This window comes from Saccharomonospora glauca K62 (genome assembly GCF_000243395.2).
GTDB lineage: Bacteria > Actinomycetota > Actinomycetes > Mycobacteriales > Pseudonocardiaceae > Saccharomonospora > Saccharomonospora glauca.
In genome coordinates, this window is record NZ_CM001484.1 from 238,330 (window position 1) to 262,242 (window position 23,913).

29 protein-coding genes are annotated in these 23,913 nt (G+C 69.2%); 15 read left to right on the plus strand and 14 right to left on the minus strand.

What is annotated here, in order from left to right:
- Positions 1-15: 15 nt before the first annotated feature.
- Genes SACGLDRAFT_RS01185 through SACGLDRAFT_RS01200 form a run of 4 tightly spaced genes read right to left on the minus strand, consistent with a single transcriptional unit; the run spans position 16 to position 4,529 of the window.
- Positions 16-645 (minus strand): class I SAM-dependent methyltransferase, encoded by a 630-nt coding sequence (locus SACGLDRAFT_RS01185; protein ID WP_005461071.1) that lies wholly within the window; start codon positions 643-645, stop codon positions 16-18.
- A gap of 37 nt (positions 646-682) precedes the next feature.
- A complete protein-coding gene (gene glcF, locus SACGLDRAFT_RS01190; RefSeq protein ID WP_005461072.1) occupies positions 683-1,966 on the minus strand; it encodes a glycolate oxidase subunit GlcF in 1,284 nt (427 codons plus the stop codon).
- The gene (locus tag SACGLDRAFT_RS01195; protein WP_005461073.1) at positions 1,963-3,081 is read right to left on the minus strand and encodes an FAD-binding oxidoreductase; all 1,119 of its coding nucleotides are present in this window, start codon (positions 3,079-3,081) and stop codon (positions 1,963-1,965) included. The genes glcF and SACGLDRAFT_RS01195 overlap by 4 nt, the downstream gene beginning before the upstream one ends.
- The gene (locus tag SACGLDRAFT_RS01200; RefSeq protein WP_040919478.1) at positions 3,078-4,529 is read right to left on the minus strand and encodes an FAD-linked oxidase C-terminal domain-containing protein; all 1,452 of its coding nucleotides are present in this window, start codon (positions 4,527-4,529) and stop codon (positions 3,078-3,080) included. Before SACGLDRAFT_RS01200 ends, SACGLDRAFT_RS01195 begins: the two co-directional genes overlap by 4 nt.
- Positions 4,530-4,698: 169 nt before the next feature.
- Between SACGLDRAFT_RS01200 and SACGLDRAFT_RS01205 the strand changes: the two genes are divergently transcribed.
- Positions 4,699-4,890, plus strand: a complete 192-nt coding sequence (locus tag SACGLDRAFT_RS01205) for a hypothetical protein (RefSeq protein ID WP_005461076.1) — start codon at positions 4,699-4,701, stop codon at positions 4,888-4,890.
- On the opposite strand, the gene SACGLDRAFT_RS01210 is transcribed toward SACGLDRAFT_RS01205, so the two are convergent.
- On the minus strand, positions 4,863-6,194 hold the full coding sequence (locus tag SACGLDRAFT_RS01210; protein ID WP_005461078.1) for a cytochrome P450: 1,332 nt from the start codon (positions 6,192-6,194) through the stop codon (positions 4,863-4,865). The genes SACGLDRAFT_RS01205 and SACGLDRAFT_RS01210 overlap by 28 nt on opposite strands.
- Positions 6,191-6,400 carry a hypothetical protein gene (locus SACGLDRAFT_RS01215; RefSeq protein ID WP_005461080.1) on the minus strand — a complete coding sequence of 70 codons (210 nt, stop codon included), beginning with the start codon at positions 6,398-6,400 and terminating at the stop codon, positions 6,191-6,193. Before SACGLDRAFT_RS01215 ends, SACGLDRAFT_RS01210 begins: the two co-directional genes overlap by 4 nt.
- A 198-nt stretch (positions 6,401-6,598) precedes the next feature.
- Between SACGLDRAFT_RS01215 and SACGLDRAFT_RS01220 the strand changes: the two genes are divergently transcribed.
- A complete protein-coding gene (locus tag SACGLDRAFT_RS01220) occupies positions 6,599-7,075 on the plus strand; it encodes a hypothetical protein (RefSeq protein ID WP_005461081.1) in 477 nt (158 codons plus the stop codon).
- 189 nt (positions 7,076-7,264) lie between these two features.
- Here SACGLDRAFT_RS01220 and SACGLDRAFT_RS01225 read toward each other — a convergent pair whose 3' ends face one another.
- The 5 genes from SACGLDRAFT_RS01225 to SACGLDRAFT_RS01245 form a co-directional block, all read right to left on the minus strand.
- Positions 7,265-7,978, minus strand: a complete 714-nt coding sequence (locus tag SACGLDRAFT_RS01225) for a DUF998 domain-containing protein (protein ID WP_005461082.1) — start codon at positions 7,976-7,978, stop codon at positions 7,265-7,267.
- Between the two features lie 35 nt (positions 7,979-8,013).
- Complete coding sequence (locus tag SACGLDRAFT_RS01230; RefSeq protein ID WP_005461083.1) at positions 8,014-8,799, minus strand: protein phosphatase 2C domain-containing protein; 786 nt, start codon at positions 8,797-8,799, stop codon at positions 8,014-8,016.
- Between the two features lie 8 nt (positions 8,800-8,807).
- Positions 8,808-9,437, minus strand: a complete 630-nt coding sequence (yczE, locus tag SACGLDRAFT_RS01235; protein ID WP_005461084.1) for a membrane protein YczE — start codon at positions 9,435-9,437, stop codon at positions 8,808-8,810.
- A gap of 509 nt (positions 9,438-9,946) precedes the next feature.
- Positions 9,947-11,143: a hypothetical protein gene (locus tag SACGLDRAFT_RS01240; protein ID WP_005461086.1), complete on the minus strand. Its 1,197-nt coding sequence runs from the start codon at positions 11,141-11,143 to the stop codon at positions 9,947-9,949.
- Positions 11,144-11,321: 178 nt separating this feature from the next.
- Complete coding sequence (locus tag SACGLDRAFT_RS01245; protein ID WP_005461088.1) at positions 11,322-12,482, minus strand: pyridoxal phosphate-dependent aminotransferase; 1,161 nt, start codon at positions 12,480-12,482, stop codon at positions 11,322-11,324.
- 29 nt (positions 12,483-12,511) lie between these two features.
- Here SACGLDRAFT_RS01245 and SACGLDRAFT_RS01250 point away from each other — a divergent pair, with 29 nt between their 5' ends.
- Positions 12,512-13,807, plus strand: coding sequence for a DUF445 domain-containing protein (locus SACGLDRAFT_RS01250; protein WP_005461091.1), 1,296 nt, complete (start codon positions 12,512-12,514; stop codon positions 13,805-13,807).
- 55 nt (positions 13,808-13,862) lie between these two features.
- On the opposite strand, the gene SACGLDRAFT_RS01255 is transcribed toward SACGLDRAFT_RS01250, so the two are convergent.
- Complete coding sequence (locus tag SACGLDRAFT_RS01255; protein WP_040918361.1) at positions 13,863-14,357, minus strand: CGNR zinc finger domain-containing protein; 495 nt, start codon at positions 14,355-14,357, stop codon at positions 13,863-13,865.
- 72 nt (positions 14,358-14,429) lie between these two features.
- On the opposite strand from SACGLDRAFT_RS01255, the gene SACGLDRAFT_RS01260 reads away from it, so the two are divergent.
- The 9 genes from SACGLDRAFT_RS01260 (at position 14,430) to SACGLDRAFT_RS01300 (ending at position 19,546) form a co-directional block, all read left to right on the plus strand.
- Positions 14,430-14,813: a VOC family protein gene (locus tag SACGLDRAFT_RS01260; RefSeq protein ID WP_005461095.1), complete on the plus strand. Its 384-nt coding sequence runs from the start codon at positions 14,430-14,432 to the stop codon at positions 14,811-14,813.
- Between the two features lie 36 nt (positions 14,814-14,849).
- Positions 14,850-15,251 carry a TFIIB-type zinc ribbon-containing protein gene (locus SACGLDRAFT_RS01265; protein WP_005461098.1) on the plus strand — a complete coding sequence of 134 codons (402 nt, stop codon included), beginning with the start codon at positions 14,850-14,852 and terminating at the stop codon, positions 15,249-15,251.
- Positions 15,252-15,259: 8 nt separating this feature from the next.
- Complete coding sequence (locus tag SACGLDRAFT_RS01270) at positions 15,260-15,910, plus strand: AAA family ATPase (protein WP_005461100.1); 651 nt, start codon at positions 15,260-15,262, stop codon at positions 15,908-15,910.
- Between the two features lie 56 nt (positions 15,911-15,966).
- Complete coding sequence (locus SACGLDRAFT_RS01275; protein WP_005461102.1) at positions 15,967-16,401, plus strand: helix-turn-helix domain-containing protein; 435 nt, start codon at positions 15,967-15,969, stop codon at positions 16,399-16,401.
- Between the two features lie 6 nt (positions 16,402-16,407).
- A complete protein-coding gene (locus SACGLDRAFT_RS01280; protein ID WP_005461104.1) occupies positions 16,408-17,145 on the plus strand; it encodes a hypothetical protein in 738 nt (245 codons plus the stop codon).
- 61 nt (positions 17,146-17,206) lie between these two features.
- On the plus strand, positions 17,207-17,503 hold the full coding sequence (locus SACGLDRAFT_RS01285) for a DUF2516 family protein (protein ID WP_005461106.1): 297 nt from the start codon (positions 17,207-17,209) through the stop codon (positions 17,501-17,503).
- 31 nt (positions 17,504-17,534) lie between these two features.
- Entirely contained in the window at positions 17,535-18,074 is a 540-nt protein-coding gene (locus SACGLDRAFT_RS01290) for a YbaK/EbsC family protein (RefSeq protein WP_005461108.1), read from the plus strand.
- Positions 18,075-18,104: 30 nt separating this feature from the next.
- Complete coding sequence (locus tag SACGLDRAFT_RS01295; RefSeq protein WP_005461109.1) at positions 18,105-18,545, plus strand: SRPBCC family protein; 441 nt, start codon at positions 18,105-18,107, stop codon at positions 18,543-18,545.
- A gap of 2 nt (positions 18,546-18,547) precedes the next feature.
- Positions 18,548-19,546 carry an NADP-dependent oxidoreductase gene (locus SACGLDRAFT_RS01300; RefSeq protein WP_005461110.1) on the plus strand — a complete coding sequence of 333 codons (999 nt, stop codon included), beginning with the start codon at positions 18,548-18,550 and terminating at the stop codon, positions 19,544-19,546.
- A 60-nt stretch (positions 19,547-19,606) separates the two neighbouring features.
- Here the strand turns inward: SACGLDRAFT_RS01300 and SACGLDRAFT_RS01305 are convergent, their stop codons facing one another.
- Positions 19,607-20,563 carry a methionyl-tRNA formyltransferase gene (locus SACGLDRAFT_RS01305; protein WP_005461111.1) on the minus strand — a complete coding sequence of 319 codons (957 nt, stop codon included), beginning with the start codon at positions 20,561-20,563 and terminating at the stop codon, positions 19,607-19,609.
- 165 nt (positions 20,564-20,728) lie between these two features.
- Here SACGLDRAFT_RS01305 and SACGLDRAFT_RS01310 point away from each other — a divergent pair, with 165 nt between their 5' ends.
- Complete coding sequence (locus SACGLDRAFT_RS01310; RefSeq protein ID WP_005461112.1) at positions 20,729-22,126, plus strand: lysine N(6)-hydroxylase/L-ornithine N(5)-oxygenase family protein; 1,398 nt, start codon at positions 20,729-20,731, stop codon at positions 22,124-22,126.
- A 40-nt stretch (positions 22,127-22,166) separates the two neighbouring features.
- Positions 22,167-22,361 carry an MbtH family protein gene (locus SACGLDRAFT_RS01315; RefSeq protein ID WP_005461113.1) on the plus strand — a complete coding sequence of 65 codons (195 nt, stop codon included), beginning with the start codon at positions 22,167-22,169 and terminating at the stop codon, positions 22,359-22,361.
- A gap of 92 nt (positions 22,362-22,453) precedes the next feature.
- On the opposite strand, the gene SACGLDRAFT_RS01320 is transcribed toward SACGLDRAFT_RS01315, so the two are convergent.
- Positions 22,454-23,179 (minus strand): alpha/beta fold hydrolase, encoded by a 726-nt coding sequence (locus tag SACGLDRAFT_RS01320; protein ID WP_005461114.1) that lies wholly within the window; start codon positions 23,177-23,179, stop codon positions 22,454-22,456.
- Between the two features lie 93 nt (positions 23,180-23,272).
- Here SACGLDRAFT_RS01320 and SACGLDRAFT_RS01325 point away from each other — a divergent pair, with 93 nt between their 5' ends.
- Entirely contained in the window at positions 23,273-23,863 is a 591-nt protein-coding gene (locus tag SACGLDRAFT_RS01325) for a TetR/AcrR family transcriptional regulator (protein ID WP_005461115.1), read from the plus strand.
- The last annotated feature ends 50 nt before the right edge of the window (positions 23,864-23,913 follow it).

Sequence of the window (23,913 nt, forward strand, 5' to 3'; positions counted from 1 at the left end):
TCTCGCACGCGATGCTCAGCTCACCGGCCGTGCCGTCACCTGAATCATGGGGCTGACGGGCACCCAACGCGGGATCTCGGAGAACTCCTCCACCTCGTCGAGCTCGAACTCGCCGTGGCGCCGCAGGGTGCCCAGGGTATCCCGGTTGGGATGACACCCCGCGCCGAAGACCTTCCACACCGGTGTGACGAGGTCCTGCCCCCGCGCCAGTCGGCCGGTGCCCCGGACGTGTTCCAACAGCACCAGCTTCCCGTCGTCGCGCAGCACTCGCCGAGCCTCCGCCAGTGCCGCGTCCGGATCGGGGACGGTGCAGAGCACGAGCGTGAACACCACCGCGTCGGCCGAGGCGTCGGCGAACGGCAGCGCCTCGGCCGACGCCTCGGCGATCTCGACGGGAACGCTCGTGGCGGGGGCGCGGCGAGCCAGCCGAGCCCGCATGGCCGGGTCCGGCTCCACGGCCACGATCCGTTCGGCCGACCGGAGGTAGGGCAGATTGGCGCCGGTGCCCGCGCCGATGTCGCAGACCGTCCCCGTCAGACCGTGCAGCAGTGCCTCACGACGCTTCCCGAGGAAGCCTCGCTCGGCGGCGGCGTTCAGTCGGTCGTAGAACCCCGCGAAGATTCGATGACCTCGCACGCCTCCCACGCTAGCGCCCGAACGCCAAGATCGTCGGTCGGCGCGGCTAGGCCCCGGTTCCGTTGATCGCCCGATCGAGCAGTTGGATCGGATGCATCATGGGGACGTCGTCGAGGTAACGGCGGATCTGCAGCAGACAGCCGGGGTTGGCCGTCACCAGCAGGTCCGGCGCGACCGCGCGGACGTTGTCGGCCTTGCGCTCGCCGAGTTCGGCGGCGGGTTCGGGCTGGACGAGGTTGTAGATACCCGCCGATCCGCAGCACAGCTCGGCCTCGGGAAGATCCACCACCTCCAGGCCGGGGATCGTGCGCAGTACGGCTCGCGGTTGCTCGCGTATTCCCTGGGCATGGCCGAGGTGGCAGGCGTCGTGGTAGGCGACCTTCGCCTCTATCCGGCGCCTCGGGGCTCGGGGTTCCAGCTCGGCGAGCAGCTCGTTCACGTCGCGCACCTTGGCACTGAACTCCCGTGCGCGCTCGGCCCACTCGGGGTCGTCGGCCAGTAGGTGCGCGTACTCCTTCATCGACGACCCACACCCCGCCACGTTCACGACGATGGCGTCCACCGGCAGTTTCTCGAACGTGGCGATGGTGCGTTTGGCGTGCTCGACGGCGTGTTCCTCGCGACCCGCGTGCAACCCCAGCGCACCGCAGCACCCCTGTCGCCTCGGCGTCAGCACCTCGCAGCCCTCGGCGGCGAGCACCCGCTGCGTGGCGGCGTTGACCTCGTGGAAGAACACGTCCTGCACACAGCCGGACAGCATGGCGACCCGCCGCCGCACCGGTCCCTTCGCCCGGACCCGTCGGGGCAGTGCCGCGAACGCCTCCCGCAACCGGACCGGTGGGAGCAGGGCCTGCATGGCACGCAGCCGTGGCGGAAGCACGCGCTCGACCAGCTTCGGCAACCCGGACCTCTGGTAGACCAGCCCCAATACCGCCGCGGCGCGCAGCCTGCGCCGGTAGGGGAACAACGTGAAGATCGCGTTCCGGAACAGGCGGTCGGACATCCGCCGTTCGACGTTGCGCTCGATCTGCGGCCGGGTCGCCTCCAGCAGCCGGTCGTACTGCACCCCGGACGGGCACGCGGTCACGCAGGCCATGCAGCCCAGGCACGCGTCGATGTGCTGGGTGAACGACCCCTCCAACCCGATCTCCCCGCGTTCGGCGAGGTCCATCAGGTAGATCCGGCCGCGCGGGGAGTCCATCTCCTCGCCCCAGAGCTGATACGTGGGACACGTCGGCAGACAGAATCCACAGTGCACACAGTCGTCGAGCAACTCCCGCGACGGTGGGTTGTGCGGGTCGAATGCCGACTGTCCGGATGGCTCGGTCACGGTGTGGCCTCCCGATCATCCAACCACGACCCGAGACGGCCGGGACACAACCGTCCCCGCGGGTCGAGTTCGTTCTTCAACGCCCGCAGCACCCGCACCGCGGAGGGAGTCTGTCCCCACGGGCGTACGCCGTTCGGTACGGCACGTCGCACCACGGAGGTGCCCCGGACGGCCGTGACGGCGTCGTGCACCGCCTCGATGCCGGAGTCGGGAACGGACAGGGTCGCCACCCCCGTGCCGAGTCCGACGGCCGCCCCGGTGACGTCCACGTCGCTTGCGTCGAGTACGTCGGGCAGTTTGCTGGGGCGCACTCCGATGCGGACGCTCGCCGCCTCCACGAGTTCGGCGTGCCTCGCCCACACCGTGTCGGCGGCGTCCTCGGAGAGCACGGTGCCGCCCAGCTCCGCGGCGAGTTCCCGCGCTCGGATCTCGGTGCCCTCGGCGGTGCCTTCCAGACGGGCGAGCAGCATTCCGTCGAACCACTCCAGGGCCACGGGCTCGCTCTGGCCGGACAGCACCGAGACGGCGTGCCGCGCGGCGGTGCGCAGGGGAGCCTCGACGCACACCGTGCGGGTGGCCGAGGGGATCGGGTGCACGCGCAGCACGATCTCGGCCAGCAAGCCCAGCACGCCGTAGGAGCCGTGCGCGAGTTTCGCCAGGTCGTAGCCCGCGACGTTCTTGATGACGTGGCCGCCGGTGCGGGCGACGGTGCCGTCGGCGAGCACGATCGTCGCTCCGATGACGAGGTCGCGAAGCGAGCCGTAGGCCAGCGACAGCGGGCCGGAGTCGGCCGTGGCGACGAGGCCGCCCACCGTGGCGCCGCGCTGGACCCTGGCCGCGTCGAACGCCACGCGCTGGCCGTGCGTGGCGAGTTCGGCCGCGAGGTCGCGCAGTGGTGTTCCGGCCTTGACCGACACGGTCATGTCGGCCGGGTTGTAGGTGAGCACTCCCGTCATCCGGGTCGTGTCGAGCACCGTCGGGGTGGGGCGCGGTGGGTCCGCCCAGTCCGCCGCCGTCGCGGCGCCGCGAATCTCGACGGGACCTCGCGTGTCGGCGAGCGCCTCGTGCGCCTCGCGGAGGTCGGTGGGCGCGAGCATGGTCGGCGTCGCTGTCATAGCCGTTCGATCACTCCTGCCTCCTCCAGCGGGTGTGGCCGGTAGGGTCCCGGAGCTTCGCCGCAGAGTCTCGGCGTGGGCAACAACTTGCCCGGATTGCACAGGCGCCGCGGGTCGAACGCCGAGCGCACGCGGTCCATCGTCGCGAGGTCGTCGGTGCCGAACATGCGAGGCATCGAGCACGCCTTGTCGGTGCCGATGCCGTGCTCGCCGGACAGCGAGCCACCCAGCTCGACGCACAGCTCCGCGATCCGCTTGGCCAACGCCTCGGCGCGGTCCTGCTCGCCCGCGGCGGCGTCGTAGAGCACCAGCGGGTGCAGGTTGCCGTCGCCCGCGTGGAACACGTTGGCCACCCGCAACCCCTCCGCTCGGCCCATCTCCTCGATGCGGCCCAGCACCTCGGCGAGACGGGTGCGGGGCACCACGCCGTCCTGCACGAAGTAGTCGGGGCTGATGCGGCCCACGGCGGCGAAGGCGGCCTTGCGCCCCTTCCAGATCCGGGCGCGTTCGGCCGTGTTGCCCGCGATGTGCAGCCGGGTGCAGTGGTGCCGTTCGCAGATGGCCTTGACCTGCTCGAACTGTGCGGCGCACTCGGTGGCCGGGCCGTCGAGCTCCACCACGAGCGCCGCGGCCGTGCTCAGCGTGTACCCGGCGTGGACGGCCTGCTCGGCGGCCTGGATGGCGAGGTTGTCCATCATCTCGACCGCGGCGGGCACGATGCCCGCGGCGACGATGTCGCTCACCACCTCACCGGCGTCGCGTACGGAGTCGAAGTCGGCGAGCAGCGTGCGGACCGTCTCGGGTACGGGCAGCAGCCGCACCGTGACCTCGCAGACGATGCCGAGGGTGCCCTCCGAGCCGATGAACACGCCGCGTAGGTCGGGACCGAGTTGCTCGCCCGTGTCGCCCCCGAGGGTGACCACCTCCCCGTCGGGCAGCACGACGGTCATCGACAACACGTGGTTGGTGGTGAATCCGTACTTCAGGCAGTGCGCGCCGCCGGAGTTCTCCGCCACGTTGCCGCCGATCGTGCAGACCTGCTGGCTGGACGGGTCGGGCGCGTAGTAGAGCCCGTACGGCGCCGCCGCCTTGGTGATGTCGAGGTTGGTGACGCCGGGCTGCAGGGTGGCGCGCCGGTTGACCGGGTCGACCTCCAGCACCCCACGCAGTCGCTGGAGCGAGATCACCACGCCGTCGGCGACGGGCAGCGCGCCTCCGGACAGGCCCGTCCCGGCGCCTCTTGCCACGTACGGCACGCCGTGGTCGTGGCACGCGCGCACGGCGGCGGCAACGCTCGCGGTGTCGGTGGGCAGGACCACGAGCTCGGGGACCACGCGGAAACCGGTGAGCCCGTCGCATTCGTAGCTGCGCAGACCGACCGGGTCGGAGATGACGTTGTCCTCGCCGACCGCGGCGGCCAGTGCCGAACGCACCGTCGCGTCGAGCATCAGCATCCACCCGCTTTCCGCGTTACGGAATGACATTGCCGCTCTAAGGAAACGTTACCGCTCGGCGGGGGTTGGTCAAGACTTGCGTTTCTCGTCCCGGTGGTGGTGAGCGCCTCGTTGCGGGCGTGTCGCGCGCGGTGGTTCCGGAGCGGGGTGGTACCAAGTCCGCATGAGCTGTGTGAGCTGTCGGACGGGTCTCGACCACTGCCATGGCACGGTGGTGCTGCACGTCGACGGTGGTGCCGAGTGCACCGATCCCGACTGCGCGGACGTTCAGCTCGTCCGCCACACGCTCGTCATCCGGTGCGCAGACGTCGAGAGCGAGTGCGGCTGCTACGAGGAGCTCAGGCTCGCTTCGTGAGGCTTGAGGGCGAACCGCAGGCCGAAGTCGTTCACGGTCGCGGGCAGCCGCTCGTGCGTGTGGGTGCGTGAACTCAGTGTTTTCGGTGCCAGCAGGCGGTACTCGCCGCGGGCGAGCAGTTCCGCCAGCAACGTGCTGGTGACCAGCAGCACCAGATTCTCTCCGGGGCAGCGTCCCGGTCCCGAGCTGAACGGGACCAACGCCGGGAAGTCGGGTGCCCGGCCGTCGAGCCAGGCTTCGGGCGCGAATCGGTCGGCGAACGGCACGAGGTCGCGGCTTCGGTGGAAGTACGGCGCGAAGACGACGAACAGTGTGTTCGGCGGCAGCTGCGTGCCCCGCCAGGAGGTGGCCGTCGTGCTCTCGCGCAGTATCACCGGAGTCGTCGGCCACAGCCGCACCGTGTCGAGTACGCAGGCCCTGAGAAACGGTCGTGTGCGATCGTCTTCGTTCAGCTCCGCTTCGGCCGCCGCGGCCCGGTCCGGGTGCGTGGCCAGGAGGGCCAACGTGCGGAGCGTGACCATGCCCGCGGCGTCGAAGGCGAACAACCAGTGGGGCACCTGCCCGTGCGGGTCCACCCCTTCCTCGGCGGGGTGAGCCGCGATCGTCGCGGCGAGGCTGCCCGGCTCGGCCCGGTCGAGGTAGGTGTCCAGCCGCTCGCGGAACCACTCCCGACGCCGACGGGCCTTGGGGGCCAGAAAAGCCCAGTTCCCGCGCAGGCGCAGCGTGGCGAGCGCGTCGGTGACCCCGGTGTCGTCGCGTGCGGCGTCCCCGAGCACCAGCCGCCGCACGATCCGCCACCAGGTCCGTTGGAAGCGGCCCCAGTCGAGCTCGGACGTGTCGGCCGGCAGCGAGCGCGTCTCCTCCCGCACGATCTGCCGGACCCGGTCGGCGAGCGAGTGCTCGGCGCGGGAGGCCTCCAGGACCGCCTCGTTGTAACGGCGGCGCGGGGCACGCTCGGGCATCGGGGTGGCCAGCACGGCGTGGGGTTGGAAGTGCCCGAGGGCCGTGCGCTTTTCCCGAGTCGCGGGGGTGAAGGGAGCCGGGGTGCCCGTCAGCACTCGGCTCACGTCCTCGGGGTCGAGCAACACCGCGACCCGACGACCGGGCACCCGCAGCAAGACGGGCCCGGTACCGTACCGGGCCCGAAGCCTGTGCAGTGCGTGTATGGCGACGCTGTCGAGCCGTAGCCGGTCAGCCAGCGCCATGACGCGGGGCCTGCGCTTGAGCACGCCACCCGCGAGCGTCGGCACGAAGACCTCGCCGGCGACCCTGATCGTGTCGAGGAGGCCGGCTCGGTGGGTCATCGAGTGCGCTGGGTGGGCACGGACCGGCCTTCCTCGGGCGTCAGTCCCAGCGCTTCGAGCAGTTCGGCGCAGTCCTTGGCGTCCAGCGCGGCCGAGGCGACGGCACGGACCGCCCTGCGACGTTGTTCGGGGTCGGGTTCCTCGGTGTACGGCAGCACGGGCCGGGGGTTCTGGCTCGGAGCCGTCGAGGTGTGCGTCATGTTCACGAATACTCCTGCTCGGTCTCGTCGGCGTGCGCGAGATCAACGGTCGGTGAGGCGAGAAAACAGCACCGAAAAACGGTGCCGTTCCCGCCGTGAATGACACGTACCCACTGGGCGGCGGCGTTACACGTCTGGTTTCCCGCCGCAGGTGACTGGGTACGAGCGGTGAAGTGACTCGCCGGTCACGGAAAGGAGGCTGACGTGGGTACCGACGCTTATCTCGCGTTCATCGCCCTGGGTCTGATCATGATTGTGGTGGACGGGCAGATGCTGTACCACAGCGGCAAGCGTTATTTGTCCGACGTGGATTCAGAAGGTGACTCCGTCCACTCGATGGCCAAACTCGTCACCGTTCTGTTCCACCTCGTCATGTTCGGTTTCCTGGCTTTGCTGTCGGTACTGAGCTTCGATTTCGGCGGGAACGTCCTCCGCGCGATCATCGGCAACCTCGGCATCCTGCTGTTGCTGCTGGCCCTCGTGCACGCGGTGACCATGGCGGTCATGTCCCAGATGCACGAGGCGCGCGTCGTCGACGAACGGTACGCACGTCTTTCGCCGCCGCGGACGACCACCAGCACGAACATCCAATTGCAGAGAAGTGCCTTGGTGACGCCCGTTTCGGGGCAACCCGGTGGCGATCCGCGCCTGAGTCCGAGCATCGAGGACCAGGTGAACTGATCGCCGCGGGCGGGTTCGCGGCTCCGGCCGTCGTCGAGTTCTCCCGAAAACGGTCGGCTCCGAGCGAATCGCGGATTCGGTGTGGCCCACCCGACAATATTGCACACGGTACGCGGTCGAACGCGAATCGAATACGAGCCGAATGCGAACGGATGGGCGACACCGATCCGTCGATCGGGTTATCCGTCATTATCGGGGGGCTCGCGACAACACGGCGCGGTTCGCGCACGACAGCAGGGTCGCGAGCAATACGAAATCCGCGACGAACACGAAACGTTGGAGCAGTCCCTCCGGCAGTGAGTCGAACAGAAGCAGCAACGTCGACAGCGGTGGGACGCCGATCGTGACCTTGTCGGCGAGATAGGTGGCGCCGAAGAGGGCGAGCAGCGCGATCGCGATCCACACGAGGCGCGCCAACGTGCGCCGGGTGTCGCGGAGCGCGTTGTCGGTGTCCCGCAGCTGGTCGAGCAGACACAACGCGATTCCGGGTATCGAAAGGAACGCGATCAGGCTCGCGTACTGGTGGATCACGCCGCTCCTCGGGTCGATCTCCGAGGTGAACGTCGCCGGGAACATCGCCGCGGCCACGAGGCCCACCGCCGCGGCGAAGACGAGGATGGTGGCGGTACGGCTGACACCGAGTCCGGAGGCCAGCAGCGCGCCTCGCATCGCCACGATGCCGACGGCGAAGGACAACAGGCTCGCCTCCAGCATCCCCTGGCCCTTGTCGGTGAAGGCGTAACGGCTGATCGGGTCGGTGATCGGGTTGAACGAACTGACGATGTGAAGGACTACCAACGTGAACAGCGCCCACCCCAGGGAGGCGGTGGCAGCGAAGGTCCAGGCACGCACCCGCGCGGGGGCGTCCTCGGTGGATGCCGCTTTTGTCCCCAGTTGCCCCATGACCGCGAGTGTCCTCGCATCACGGAGCGTTGTCCTCAGGGATAGTCCCTGATTGTTACCTGGTCAGCGGCGAAATCGATCACAACGAGAGCTTGATCGTCGTGCCGTTTCGATCGTGGCCAACGATGGCACTCGGAGTCCTCGATCTCCGCTCGTCGCACCGCGTCCAGGGCCGCTTGGGCGCCCTCGTCGCGGGACAGCCGCAGCAGACCGGGCCAGTCGAACACCCCGTAGGGGTCGACGCCCACCGCGACGCCGTCGGTCGCGAGCACCGCGGCCTCGACCTCCGCGCGCGGCCAGTGACGGCGCAGCGCGCGGGACGCCGCTTCGGGGACGGCTTCGGCCACCCAGAATCCGTCCTCGCTGTTACGGAGCCGATCGACCGCGGCCCGCGTACGGAGCGCTCCCGCCTTGCGAAGTCGCTCCAGCCGGTCGTCGTACACCACGTCCGGCCCGGCGGCGGTGAACGCCACCACCGGGCTGTCGGCCAGCACCAGTGCTTCGACCCGGTCGGACGTCCAACGCAGCATCGAGACCGTGCTCGACGGGGAGTGCCGTGGCGTCAGATTCTGCTCCTCGGCCACCTGCGCGATCGACTTCGCCAGCACCGCAGCGAGGTCCTCGTGCGGGTCCAGGTGGTCTTCGAGCGCGCGGGCGAGGAGCCGGGAGTACCAGCCCCCGCTCGGGACACCGGGCCGCATCTCGGTCGCGCCGTCCAGGACGACCACGGTGTCGTCGGCGACGACGACCCGGTCCTCGGTGGGGCGGGGCAGGCCGTCCACACCCACGCCGGGGCGTTCGGCGATGTCGATGCGAGGCATGGGGCGAGTCACCTGTTCTTCGGCGACCATGCGAAGTACGGGAGGAAGAACTGGGTCAGCGGGCCGATGGCCAGCGCGTAGAGCACGGTGCCGACACCCACGGTGCCGCCGAGCAACCAGCCTGCCGCGAGCACGACCACCTCGATGACCGTCCGTACCAGCCCTACCGAGACGCCCGTGCGCGCCGAGAACCCGGTCATGAGGCCGTCCCTCGGTCCGGGTCCGAGACGAGCGCCGACGTAGCTGGCCGTCGCGACGCCGTTCAACACGGTGCCGCCGAGCAGCAACGTCACCTGCCACGCCAGGTGATGCGCCTCGGGAAGCACGAACCTCACCAGGTCGACGACCACGGCGATGACGACGACGTTGGCCACGGTGCCGACACCGGGCCGCTGCCGCAGCGGAATCCACAGCGCGAGCACCACCACGGCCGTCAGCGCGGTGACCGTGCCGAAGCTGAGCGCGGTGCGCTCGGCCACGCCTTCGTGCAGCACGTCCCACGGGTTCAAGCCCAGCCCCGAGCGGGTCATCATCGCCATGCTCGTGCCGTAACAGACCAAGCCCGCGAAAAGCTGGGGCAGCCGACGGGCGGGGTCCGTGGAGACGGGAACGGGACTGAGTTCGACGGGGGCTTTCACCGATGCCACCCGGCCAATATGCGAGAGAACGGATCGGCTCACCAGAGCCAATCCACGGGCCATTGGCCCATTCGGAAGTGGGCTACGACACAGGTTGTGGGGAACGCCGGTGCGCCGGATGCGAAGCAGGGCCGTCACTCCAGGGAAAAGGACGGTGGCATCCGGCGCACCGGCTCGTCACCGTGCCCGGGGGTGGGGGCACGGGCGCCGCGGGTCGTTCCCGGCATCGCCCCTCGCCATGCCGGGAAGACCCCTCGGCTCAGGCGCGCGTCGGTGCGTGGTTCTCGCCCGGCGCGGTGAGCGAGAACCGCCGACGCGCACCCGTGGGCCTCGAAACCACGGGGGCATCGTGGAACCGAGACCATGACCCGTCACGGCCGGGCGCGGTCGGCCGAGCGGGAAGAGTGGAATACACGGGACAACCTCTCGGTAAACGGCGTTGGGGAACGTGACCGCTACCGGTGACACCCGTCGTGACGACACACGGGTGGCCGGTTACCGAGGTCGGGTCAGTCGGGAGAGGTGGTGGGCAGCGCGGCTTCTCTGCTGACGCCGGCGACGCCGTGATCGCGGCTGCTGCCCAGCAGGCGGAGTTGCGTCACCGTGGGGAAGGCCCCCAGGATGCCGTGCTCGCCGCGGTGGAGGTGCTGAAAGCCGTCCTGCAGCGACGCCGTGGTCGACTGCGCCGTGGCGGGCGCCGGAGCGGCCGGCGACGGCGCTAGGGGGCCGAGGGGGCGTGGGGAGCGACCGTCCCTCGCCTCGGTGTCCCCGGACTCCGAGGGGGTCCAGCGGGAGGTGTCGGCGCTCTCGGTCGCCCGGTCGGTTCGGAGGTGCGATCGAGGACCGGCGGGTGGTTTCGCGGGTTCCCTCGGCGCGGTGACGGGCTCGACGCGGCGTTCGTCGGGCCGGTCGGGGCGCCCGTCGGGATGTGCGGGCGCGAGGGGAGAGACGCCGATCGGAAGCCGGGGCAGGGTGATTCCGGGGAGCACGTCCGTCGGCGAGCGGGTGATGGGCAGCGCGCCGGGGACGTCGACGACGCCCTCGATCGTGTCCTGGATCGGCTCGGTGATCTCCGGCAGTGCGGTGAACAGCAGTCCGGTGAGGTGGCCGGTGGTGTGGACGAGGCCCTTCGTGGTGGACAGCAGTGTGGTGGTGGCCGCCGACAGCAGCGTCGGCTTCCGGTCCGCCTCGGGCTCCGGGGAGCGGGGCGGAGCGGTGTCGGCCTCGTCGGGGAGGTCGGTGTCGGGCAGCTCGGCGGTGTCGGAGGCCCGGTCGCCGTTGCCGACGTGGTCGCCACCGGTGCCGTCGTCGCTCGGGACGGTGGGTTCGGTGCCGGACGGAGCGGGGTCGACTTCGTCGGTGACGGGCTCCGTGCTCTCGGGGAAGTCCTCGTCGGTGTCTTCGTCGACGGTGCCCTCGTCGACGTTCCCGTCGAGGTCGCCCGCGGGGTTTTCCGGAGCGGGCAGCGCCTCGCACGTCGGGAGGTCGGCCCGTGTCAGCGGCCCGTGCTCCCGCGTGCCGTCGGCCTCATGGGAACACGTCGATAGCTCGGGGGGCTCGTCCTCGGCGGCGGCGGCGCCCGCGATGAGGGCGGACACCAGCCAGCCGCCCGCGACGAAGCCGAGCACGAGGAGGAGTCGACGGACGACGGCGGTGCGCACGCCGTCGTGGTGAGCGCGCGCGGGGGCGGTCGTCGGAGAGCCCATAGCTCTCACCGCCACCACCACCTGCCTGTTTCGTGCGTACGTCGTCGTCTCGGTCGCTGATCACCGCAGCTGATCACTGCTTGAGCGCGACCCGGCTACCCCGTGAGTGCCATTTTTAGCATCGCGGGTGCTCGTTTCACCCCGTCGGTGTGCGATCCGCCCCGGACGGTGCAACCCATTACAAGGTACGCAACCGCTCAATCGCTTCGTCGAGCACCTCCTCTCGTTTACAGAAAGCGAAACGCAACAGGTGGCGCCACTCTTTAGGGTGATCTGTAAACACACTTACAGGTACTGCCGCAACCCCGGCTGTTTCTGGTAGACGCCACGCGAGTTCCTCCGCATCGGTGAAACCGAGTGGACGAACGTCGGCGCAGACGAAATACGTGCCCGCGCCCGGCCGCACCCCGAAGCCCGCGTCGGCCAGGCCGGCACACAACCGGTCGCGTTTGGCCCGGAGCGACTCCCGAAGGGATTCCACCCACGGCAGTTCGTGCCGCAGCGCGTAGGCGACGGCTGGTTGCAGCGGTCCTCCGGAGACGAACGTGAGGAACTGTTTCGCTGCCCGAACCGCCGAGGTGAGTTCCCTCGTCGCGCAGACCCAGCCGATTTTCCATCCGGTGCAGTTGAACGTCTTGCCCGCGCTGGAGATCGACACCGTTCGCGACGACATCCCCGGAAATGCGGCCAACGGGAGATGTTCGGCGTCGTCGAAGACCAGATGTTCGTAGACCTCGTCGGTGACGGCGAGCAAATCGTGCTCGACACACAATTCCGCGAGCCCGGCGAGTTCGGTCCTCGTGAAGACGGTTCCCGTGGGGTTGTGCGGGGAGTTCACCAGGATCGCCTTCGTGTTCGGTGTAACGGCCGCGCGTACGGCGTCGAGGTCGAGTGCGAACCGGTCGCCGTCCGGTACCAACGACACGACTCGCCGGGTGGCGCCCGCCATCGCCACCGCCGCGGCGTAGGAGTCGTAGTACGGCTCGATGACGATCACTTCGTCGCCGGGGCCGGTGAGGGCGAGCAGGCTCGCCGCGATGGCCTCGGTGGCACCCGCTGTGACGAGGATCTCCCCATCGGGATCGTACTCGGTGCCGTAGCGCGCGCGGTGTGCCGCGATCGCCTCCCGCAGTTCGGGACGCCCCGGGCCCGGTGGGTACTGGTTGGCGCCGGAGAACAGGGCCTTTTTCGCCTCTTCCAACATGCCCTCGGGGCCGTCGGTGTCGGGAAAGCCCTGGCCGAGGTTGATCGCCGAGGTTCGCGTGGCGAGCGCGGTCATCTCGGCGAAGATCGTGGAAGTGAACGGTCGCAGGCGTTCGACGAGTACAGGTTCACGCACGAGGGCTCATCCTCACGGACAATCGCGGCATGGAGCAAACGAGGTCCACTGCCGTCCCCCTCGGCCCGCCGGGAGCCTTCGAGCGGGAGGAGAGCAAGCGGCGGGGCCTACGCCGGATGAAGCTGGTGGCGCTGAGCTTCCTGCTCGGTGCGACGGTGATCTTCCTGCTGACCACGTGGGCGCAGGCCGAGGGCTGGCCGGGCTGGGTCGGTTACGTCCGCGCCGCCGCCGAGGCGGGCATGGTCGGCGCGCTGGCCGACTGGTTCGCGGTCACCGCGCTGTTCCGGCATCCGTTGGGGCTGAAGATCCCGCACACCGCGATCATCCCGAACAAGAAGAACGTGCTCGGCAACAGCCTCGGCGAGTTCGTGGGGACGAACTTCCTCGCGGAGTCGGTGGTGCGCGACAAGCTGCGCCGGGTCGAGACGTCGAGGCGGGTCGGCGAGTGGTTGGCCAAACCCGAAAACGCGGAGCGGGTGACGGCGGAGCTGGCCACCGTCGTGCGCGGTGCCGTGACGGTGCTGCGGGACGAGGACGTGCAGGCCGTGATGGAGCAGGCGGTCGTCAAGCGTGTGCTCGATCAACAGTGGGGACCGCCCCTGGGCAAGTTGTTGCAGCAGGTGCTGACCGACGGCGCGCACTACCGGCTCGTGGATCTCGTCGTCGACCGGGCCTACGAGTGGGTGCGTGACAACCACGAGACCGTGCTGCGGGTGGTGTCGGAGCGGGCGCCGTCGTGGTCGCCGAGGTTCGTCGACGCGATGCTCGCCGACAAGGTCTACGGCGAGGTGTTGTCGTTCGCGTGGGCGGTCAAGACGGACGTCAACCATCCGATGCGACTGGCGTTGGACCGCTTCCTCGTCGAGTTCGCGGGCGACCTCCAGAAGGACCCGGACACGATGGCGCGCGCGGAGGCGGTCAAGCAGCAGTTGGTGGAGCACCCCGAGGTGCGCAAGGTGATCGACTCGGCGTGGACGACGGCGAAGGAGATGTTGCTCAACGCCGCCGAGGACCCGTCGAGCGAGCTGCGCAGGAGGGTGTCGACCGGGCTGGCGTCGTTGGGGGAGCGGTTGCAGTCCGACCCCGCGTTGGCGGCGAAGGTTGACGGCTGGGTGGAGGGTTCGGCGGCGTACGTCGTGACGAACTACTCCCGCGAGATCACCACGATCATCACCGACACGGTCGAACGGTGGGACGCCGAGGAGACCTCCCGCAAGATCGAGCTTCAGGTGGGGCGCGATCTGCAGTTCATCCGGATCAACGGCACCGTGGTGGGCGCGTTGGCCGGGTTGGTCATCTACACGGTGGCGCAGGTGTTGTTCTGAGATCGTCTGCTCGATCGGGTGAAGTTATCCACAGATTGGGGAGTTATCCACCGAGTTATCCACAAGGTTGCTCCATCTGGGTGATGGACAGGGTGGAGCGTCGTCGGAACGTCCGAGCCTTCCGTCGATTGCCGCAGACCCGCATCGAGCACCACGTGCGGGAGCGGTTGCGGGATCTGTCGTGGAACGCCCGGCGGCAGTCGTCGGCCGGGCAGATCTTGATGCGGTTCCGCTCGCCGAGCACGGTGAGTCGCGCAGCGGCGGCGTACACGGCGGCCACGGCGGTGCTCGGCTCGAACGCCACGCCGCCGGCCGAGGGCGACGTCCTCACGGGCACGTGGACGGTGGGGGCGACGTCGTCCGCGGCGCGGTCCCCGGCGGCGGCGCGCAGTGCCTCGCGGGCGCGGGTGGCCTCCGGTAGCGGGTCGGCGGTCAGGCCGCGGTCGGAAGCCCAGGTCCGCCACGTCTCCTCCGAGCCCAGCACGTCTGTGTCGGCTTCGGCGTCTCGGGTGTTGAGGAAGTCCAGTACCAGCGACACGTCCGGGTCCACGGCGCCAGTGTAAAGCGGTTGTCACCTCGATGAATAACCTCCATAATCCGGTCACTGGTTACGGGAGGCGTGATGGGTGGCACGATCAAGCTGGACTGTGTGGTGCTGGACTGCCCCGACCCGGTCGGGCTGGCTCGCTTCTACGGCGAGTTGCTGGGCTGGAAGCCCGACGAGCCCGTCGTCGAGGCCGACGGCGGCGAATGGGTGACGCTGCGGAACCCGGACGGTGGAGTGCATCTGGCCTTCCAACGGGACCCGGACTACCGGGCGCCGACCTGGCCGTCCAACGAGCGGGCGCAGATGCTGCACCTCGATTTCCACGTGACGGACTTCGAGGCTTGGCATCGGCGGGCCGTGGAACTCGGCGCCACGGTGTTGCGGGACCGGGATGCCACGTTCACGGTCTACGCCGACCCCGCGGGGCATCCTTTCTGTCTGTGCCGGAACGAGAGCTGAACGCCGCCGGCGACGTGACTCCGCCGGAAGATCGAAATGCGTAGTCTGGGGCGCGTGATCTGTCCCAAGTGCCAGAACGTGATGACGACGGTAGACAAGAACGGCGTCCACATCGAGCAGTGCGGTGGGTGCCGGGGCATCTTCCTGGACCGGGGGGAGCTCGAACAGATCGTGCGTGCGGAGAGCTCCTTCTACGCCTCGGCGCCCCCACCGCCCTACAAGCCGCCCTCGGCTCCACCGCCACCGCCCGCGGCCCCGCCCCAGCATCACGGCGCGCACGGCTACTACGGCGACTCGCCGCGCCCGTACCACGGCGGACACGGAGGGCACTACGCGGACTCGCCCCGTCCGTACCACGGTGGGTACTACGACTCGCCCCGCCCGTACGGACACGGACACCGGCGGAGGAAGAGCTTCCTGGAAAGTCTGTTCGACTGACGCCGGGCGTGCTGGACCTCAAAGTCTGTCCCACCTGCGGTGAGCGGGCCGAACTTCCCGTCGTCGAACAGGACCGGCTGGTGTGCGCGAGGTGTGGGCATCGCGCCGGGTTCCGGCGGTTGCCCCTGCTCGCCCTGACGGGGCCCAGCGGCGCGGGCAAGTCCACGGTGGGCCCCGAACTCGCGCGTCGGCTGTCCGACGAGGTCGTGGTGCTGGAGCAGGACGTGCTCTGGACGGGGGCGCTGCGCGACGACGTGGACGGGCATCCCGCGTTCCGCTCGACGTGGTTGCGGATGGCCGCCATGATCCATCAGAGCGGCCGTCCCGTCGTGTTGTGCGGAACCGTGGTGCCCCCGGAGTTCGAGTCGCTGCCGGAGCGAGTCTTCTTCTCGCGCATCCACTACCTGGCACTCGTCGCCGACTCCGACGTGCTGGCTCGACGGTTGCGGCGTCGTCCCGCGTGGCGGGGTTGGGACGAGCCGAGGATCGCGGAGATGCTGGCGTTCGCCGAGTGGTTGCGTCGGGAGGGGCCCTCGATGTCTCCGCCGGTCGAGCTGTTCGACACCACCGCCGTGTCGTTGTCCGACTCGGTGGAGTACGCGGAGAAGTGGGTGCGGCGGGTGCTCCGGGCGGAGACCACCCGATCGAGTGCAAACTGAGCGCTTGCAGTAGTTAGCACCCGGGCGTAGCGTCGGTCTCGGAGGTGCGGGACGTCATGACGCGGACGTCGGAGCGAGACGACCACGCGGGGGGCCCGATGGATCGGGTCGCCGATCTGGGCAAGGACATCGGTTCCTACATTCGGCAGCAGCGCAACAACGCCAAGATCTCGTTGCGGCAGCTCGCCAAGCTCGCCGGAGTGTCGAACCCCTATCTGAGCCAGATCGAGCGGGGACTGCGCAAACCCAGCGCGGAGATCCTGCAACAGATCGCCAAGGGGCTGCGCATCTCCGCCGAGGCGCTGTACGTGCAGGCGGGGATTCTCGATCGCCCCGTCGGCGGTCCCGTGGTCGACGCGATCCGTGCCGACACCTCACTCACCGAGCGGCAGAAGCAGGTGCTGCTCGATGTGTACGAGTCGTTCCGTCGGGAGAACCGGGGGACGGCCCCCACCGGTGATTCGAGCGAAAGCCCAGCCCACAAGGAGTGAGTCACGATGGCGACCACACGCACCGAGGATGTCCGCAAGGTGATGAACACGGCGATGGAGCAGGTCAGGACGTCGCTGCTCGCCGCGCTCGGCGCGGGCAGCCTGGCGGGCCGCGCCGTCGCGGATGCCGTGTCGAAGGCGCGGACGCGCGTCACCTCCAGCAGTGAGGCCGCCAAGAAGAACGTCGAGGACCTGCCGTCGGAGCTGGAGCAGCTTCGCGACCGGTTCGACCCGGCCGAACTGCGCAAGCTCCTCGACGAGTACGCCGAGTCGGCCACGAAGCTGTACCGGAAGCTGGTCTCGTCGGGCGAACAGACGTGGGAACGCACGCTCGAACCGCAGGTCAAGCGCGGCATCGAGCAGTTGGAGGAGGCGCTGCGGACCGCGCAGGAGCGGGTCGACGGTGTCACCTCGGACGCGCGGGAGCGCGTGGACGCGATGGTGGCGATGCTCACCCGCCGGGCGCGCGAGGCCGAGCGGACGGTCGATTCGACGGTCGTCGGCGAATCCTCGGAGGACAAGCCCGGCCCGGTGAAGACCGACGCCACGCGGACTTCGGTGAAGACCCGCAAGGACCGGCCCTCGGGCGAGCGGGCGGCGGAGGGAACGCAGCCCGTGACGCAGAAGGCCGCCTCGGCGCGGAAGAAGGCCGTGAAGCCGAGCACCTCCACCACGGCTCGGGCGTCGAGGACCCGCCGTACCACCGGGTCGGAAAGCGCGGACTCCCCGATCGACGAGTCGTGACGGGGTCCGTGGCCCTCGTCGAACCCTCGGCCCCGCCGATGTCCTGACGTAGTCTGGTGTCGTGCCGCTACTCGCCTACTACATCGTCAGGGTCATCGACTGGGCCGGGGTGCTCGTCGGCCTCGTCGCGTTCGTGCACGCCGTGATGCAGAGGTCGGACGCCTACACGGCCGCCGACCGGTTGACCAAGCCCGCGTGGCTGGCCATCACGGCCGGTTCCACGGCGGCCATGCTGTTGTTCCAGTTCTACGGCGCCGGCATGATCTTCTGGCTTGCCGCCCTGGTGGCCAGCCTCGTCTACCTCGTGGACGTGAGACCCAAGCTCATCGAGGTGCAGCGCGGCGGGTCGAGCTGGTGAGCCGGAAGATCCGCTGAAATAGTCTGAGGGCGTGAGTAGCTGGACGATCGCCGGGACGCTCACGCCGGTCCCGGCCTCCGAACACCCCGAACTTCTGGCCGAGCCCGTCGCCAAGGCTTTGTCCACGCTCGAAGGGCCGGTCGGCGTGGTCGAGATCGACCCGGAGCTGGCCGACACCGCGGCGTTCTGCGAGGCGTACTCCTCGCCGATGTCCGCGTCCGCCAACTGCGTGATCGTCTCGGGCAAGCGGGCGGGTGAGGTCCGCTACGCCGCCGCCTTGGTGCTGGCCACCACGCGCGCGGACGTCAACAACGTCATTCGCCGCAGGCTCGACGTCCGCAAGGCGTCGTTCGCGCCAATGGAGGAAGCCGTGGAGCTCACGGGCATGGCCTACGGCGGCATCACCCCCGTCGGATTGCCCTCCGAGTGGCCGATTCTCGTCGACCGGGCCGTGGCCTCCTCTCCGGAACTGGTTGTCGGCAGCGGTATCCGGGGTAGCAAGTTGTTGGTCACCGGTGCCGCTCTGGCCGCTCTGCCCGGTGCCGAGGTGATCGACGGGCTCGCCAGGTGAGCGGGCGAATTCGCGGGAAGGGGCAGTGTCATGGGTAGGGTCACGGCCACGGCCGAGCGCACGATCGACGCGCCCGCCGAGAAGGTACGCGAGCGGCTCGCCGACTACCGGGAGGTACGGCCTCGCATCCTCACCGAGGACTACCGCGACTACGAGGTCGTCGAGGGTGGTGAGGGCGAGGGCACCGTGGTGCGTTTCAAGCTCCAGGCGACGAAGAAGCGGGTGCGCGACGTGCGTGCCACGGTGAGCGAACCCAGCCCCGGCACGCTGGTGGAGACCGACGCGAATTCGAGCATGGTCACCACGTGGTCGGTGAGGCCGGACGGCAATCGCAGTGTCGTCCGGGTGGAGACTACGTGGCAGGGCGCGGGTGGCATCGGTGGGTTCTTCGAGAAGACGTTCGCCCCGAAGGGACTCGGGCGGATCTACGACGGCGTGCTGGCAAGGCTCGCCGGGGAGGTACGAGAGTAGCCATGACAGCGACGGAAGTGCGGCTCGCATCGCGTCCCGAAGGGGCACCGACGCTCGACAACTTCGACGTGGTCGAGGTCGACGTGCCGAAGGCGGGGCCGGGACAGATCCTCGTGCGCAACACGTGGCTGTCGGTGGACCCCTACATGCGGGGCCGGATGAGCGCCGCCAAGTCGTACGTCGCCCCGTTCGAGGTCGGCAAGGTGATGGACGGCGGGGCGATCGGTGAGGTGATCGAGTCGAACGCCGACGGGATCTCGGTGGGCGACGTGGTGCTTCACGGGCTCGGCTGGCGGACGCACGCCGTGCTCGATCCCGCCGGGGCGCGGGTGCTGGACCCCGAGGTGGCGCCGGTGCAGGCCCACCTGAGCGTGTTGGGGATGCCGGGGCTCACGGCGTACGCGGGATTGTTCGACGTGGCGGGCATGAAGGAGGGCGACACGGTGTTCGTCTCCGGCGCCGCCGGGGCCGTCGGGTCGCTCGTGGGACAGCTCGCCAAGCTGCGCGGGGCCAAGCGCGTCATCGGCAGCGCGGGTTCGGCCGAGAAGGTGCGCTGGCTGCGGGAGGAGCTGGGGTTCGACGCCGCGTTCAACTACAAGGACGCGCCCGTGCGAGAGCAGTTGCGGGAAGCGGCGCCCGACGGCGTGGACGTGTACTTCGACAACGTCGGTGGTGAGCACCTCGAAGCGGCGATCGGCGCGCTGAACGTACATGGTCGGATCGCCGTCTGCGGCATGATCTCCCAGTACAACGCCACCGAGCCGACTCCGGCTCCGCGCAACCTCGCGCAGATCATCGCCAAGCGGTTCACGATGCGCGGGTTCCTCGTCGGCGACCACGCGCACCTGCGCCCGAAGTTCCTCGACGAGGTGGCCCCGTTGGTGCGCGAGGGCAAGATCGTCTACACCGAGACCGTGGTGGACGGCATCCAGCGGGCCCCGCAGGCCTTCCTCGACCTGCTTTCCGGCGGAAACACCGGAAAGATGCTGGTCCGGCTCTAGAGTTCGGTCCTGCTCGCCGGTGGCGGAGTGGGCTCACGGGCTCGCTCCGCCACCGGGCGTTCACCTCACTTCTTCCGGATGACGCGTGAGGTAGCCGCCCATCGTTCGGAAGAACTCCGTGGCGGCGTGTTCGACGCCGTCGTCGGTGCGTAGTCGTTCGATCGCCAGTCCGCGGTTGCGTCCGTACCGGGCGTCGGCCCCGGCGACGATGACCACGCCGTTGCCCTCGCGGATGAAGATGCGGCCGGGGGTGCCCCCGTAGCTCTTCTCGGTCACGAACGCCCGCGTGATCCTGATCCGTTCGCCCCGGTAGTAGGTGAAGGCGTTCGGGTACGGGTCGGACTGGGCGCGCACGAGTCGTTCGATGTCCTCGGCGGGCCAGTTCCAGTCGATGCGGCTGTCCTCCTCGGACCGTTTGTGGAAGAACGTCGCCTTGCTGCGGTCCTGCGGCCTCGGTCGCGCCCGCCCGGACGCGATGAGGTCGAGTGACTCGGCGACCAGCGGTTCGATGAGAGCCACGGTCTTGTGGAACAGGTCGGTGGCGGTGTCGCGGGGTCCGACGGGCACCGCTTTCTGTGCCACGATCGGGCCCGCGTCGAGCTCGGCGTCCATCATGTGCGCGGTGACGCCGACCTCCTTCTCCCCGTTCAGCAAGGCCCAGATGAGGGGGGAGAAGCCGGCGTAGGCCGGGAGCAACGAGTCGTGCACGTTGAGCGTGCCGTGCTTCGGCAGCTCGAAGATCTCCGGTGGAAGCCATGTACGCCAGTTGTTGGCGACGATGAGGTCGGGGGAGAGCTCGGCGAGCCGGGCGGCGAGTTCGGCGTCGGGCCGGTTGCGTAGTTCCACCGGAATGCCCGCTTCCGTGGCGAGGTCGGCCACGGAGTCGGCCCAGATGCGCTCGTAGGCGTGGTCGGAGGGTGGATGCGTCACGACGAGCACCACCTCGTGTTCGGAGTCCATCAGCGCACGCAGGGTGCGATGCCCCCAGGTCTGGTACCCGAACATCGCGATCCGCATCGGCCCCTCCAGGCTGTCGACGGCAAACGGGCCATAGTTAAGCAAGGCTTGCCTAACTATGCAAGACCGTTGAGAAGGGTGGATCACCCACGAATGGGCGAACTAAGGTCGAGCTAACTTAGGTTAGGGTTACCTGGGTTCGAGTCGTCGACCGATGGGACATGTATGTCGAAGGAATCGCGAGATGCGCGAGAAGTCCTCGACCTGCTCGGTGTCGGGTTCGGACCGTCGAACCTGGCGCTCGCGGTCGCCGTGTTCGAACACAACTCCGCCGTTCCGGAGCGGGAGCGTTTGCGTGCAAGGTTCCTGGAACGGCAGCCCGACTTCGGCTGGCACAGGGGAATGCTCATCGAAGACGCCACCATGCAGGTGTCCTTCCTCAAGGACCTGGTAACCCTGCGCAACCCCGCCAGCGACTTCAGCTTCCTGTCCTACCTGCACGAACAGGGAAGACTCGTCGACTTCGTCAACCACAAGACGTTGTTCCCGCTGCGGGTGGAGTTCCACGACTACTTCCGCTGGGCGGCCGAGCGGGTCTCCCACCTGGTGTCGTACGGGACCGAGGTCACGGGTGTGCGTCCCGTGGTGGTCGACGGTCGGGTGGAGTATTTCGAGGTGTCCACTCGCGACGGTGTGAGGTACGCCGCTCGCAACCTCGTGGTGGCGACCGGCCTCGTTCCCCGTCTTCCGGAGGGCCTGAGCGCGTCCGATCGCGTGTGGCACAACAGTGAGTTGCTGCACAAAGTGGATCACGTCGCGAGTGCGTCGCGTTTCGTGGTCATCGGCGCGGGGCAGAGCGCGGCCGAGACCACGGCGCTGCTGCACGAGCGCTTCGCCGAGGCGGAGGTGTGTGCGGTCTTCTCGCGTTACGGCTACACCCCGTCGGACGACAGTCCCTTCGCCAACCGAATCTTCGACCCCGCCGCGGTCGACGAGTTCCACGGCGCTCCGCGCGAGGTGCGTGAGCAGTTGTTGGCCTACCACGCGAACACGAACTACTCCGTCGTGGACGTCGAACTCATCGAGGACCTCTACCGCAGGCACTACCGCGAGAAGGTGCTCGGCAGGCAGCGGCTGCGCTTCCTCAACGCCTCCCGAGTGGTCGAGACGCTGGAGACGGACGACGGGGTGCGCGTCACGGTGGAGTCGCTCACCACGAGGGCACGCACGGTGCTCGACGCCGACGTCGTGGTCTGCGCCACGGGATATCGCCCCGACGACGTGACGACGTTGCTCGGCGAGGCCGCCACCCTGCTGCGTCGGGACGCGGCGGGCAGGCCGGTGGTGACCAGGGACTACCGGTGGCTCACCGAGTCCGACGCCGACGCCGCCGTCTACGTCCAGGGCGGTGTGACCGAACACAGCCACGGCATCACGTCGTCGCTGTTGTCGAACAACGCCGTGCGGGCCGGGGAGATCCTCGACTCCATTCGAGGTCGGACCCTCGCTTCGGGGAGCGGGCGGGTCGGGGTCACCGGCTCCGACGGGGCGGAAATGCGCGCGGTGGTGGGTGTGGAGCTCGCCGGCGCTTCCGAGGGCAACGAGCTGCGGCACGTCGGCTGACGAGACCGAGGCCGACCGGCGGACGAGTGAGGAGGAACCGGTGACGAATCCGTTCGACGATCCCGAAGGTCGCTTCTACGTGCTGGTGAACGACGAGGGGCAGCACTCGCTGTGGCCGTCCTTCGTCGAGGTGCCCGCGGGCTGGCGAGTGGTGTTCGGCGAGGCCGACAGGCAGGCCTGCCTCGACTACGTGGAAACCCACTGGACGGATCTGCGCCCGGCCAGCCTGAGGTAACCAACCCGGCGTGTCCGCAGCTTGCGCACGCGTGTCCGCAGCGTATGCACGCGTGTTCGCACTCGGCGTACGCGTTCCGGTGACGCGACGGGTCACACCGGTTCCCGAGCCGCCGCCGTCTCGGCGGCCTCCTCCACCAGGCGCGACACGGTGTGGGGCGCGTTGAACGACACGAGGTGCCATGCCTTCGGCACGATCACCAGTCGTCCGTCCATGCAGGTGTCGAGGAACCGGCGTTCGTCGACCCGCAGGTGATCGCGAGCGCCGTTGACGAGCCACACCGGACCGGGGTACCGCCCCAGTTCCCGGAGCGGTTCGAACCCGGCCAGGGCGTCGAGCGCGTCGGACATCGCCTCGGTGGCGAAATCCCGCTCGGCGATCACGGCTGCTGCCTTCCGTCCCACGCCGGCGGTGAAGATCCAGCGATTGAGCCGGTGGCCTCCGTCGGGAAGCGCGCGGAAGAACCGCCCCGCCGCACGCAACGGCGCCATCCGTGCCGTGGTGGGAATCGCGGTGCAACCCAGCGCGACCAGCCCGGCGACCCGATGGCCGAGGCGCGCGGCCGCCGCGATCCCGACGTACCCGCCCAGGGAGAGTCCGGCGACGAGCGCGCGGCCACCGAGCGCGTCGATCTCCTCGGCCACCGTCTCGACGGCGGACGCCATCGTGAAGCGCCGTCCGCGCCGGTGGCCGTGTCCGGGTAGGTCGGGGGCCGACACGGGGCGGTGCCTGCCGACCTCGTTCAGCTGCGGACGCCACATCGTGCCACTGAGGCGGATGCCGTGGACGAACACCACGGGCAGTGGGGCGTCGGTCATGGACCTCCTCTCGAATGCAACGCAACGTTGCGTTGCGTTTGGAAGGTAGCGTGCTCGCGTGGCGCTGGACAAGCGTTTGCGTACGCTGCGAACGTGGCCGACAAACTTCCCGGAAGCCGGCGTCCCGGACGCGGTCCCCGGCAGGCGCAGGAGATCTACCGCGTCACCCTGGAACTGCTGGCCGATGGTGGCTACGACGGGTTGACCGTCGAAGGCGTCGCGGCCCGCGCGGGGGTGAACAAGACGACCATCTACCGCTGGTGGCCGGACAAGGACGCGCTGCTCGGCGCGGCGATCGTGCAGTCTGCGCTGCTGCGGTTCGACGTTCCCGACACGGGAAGCCTGCGCGGTGATCTGAGTGAGCTCGTGCGGCGTCTGGTGGCTCTCATGACGGGGGCCGCGTCGGGGGTCGTGGTCGCCGCGTTGGCCGCGGTCGCGAGCAGGCCGAGTCTGGCGTGGCTGGCGAGGGAGTTCGTCACCGATCGGCTGGCGGGGGAGCGAGCCGTGTTCGAGCGAGCCGTCGAGCGCGGGGAGCTGTCCGACTCGGTGGACCCGGAGTTGATCGTCGATCTACTGGCGGGGGCCGTGTGGTCTCGGGTGATGTTGCGGCAGTCCCCGGTGTCGGACGACTTCGCCGATCAGGTCGTGGAGGTCGTGCTGCGAGGGTGTGCCGACCGGGGGTGAGTCGTGCATGGCCTGCGGACACGCGTACGTTGAGTGCGGACACGCGTTCA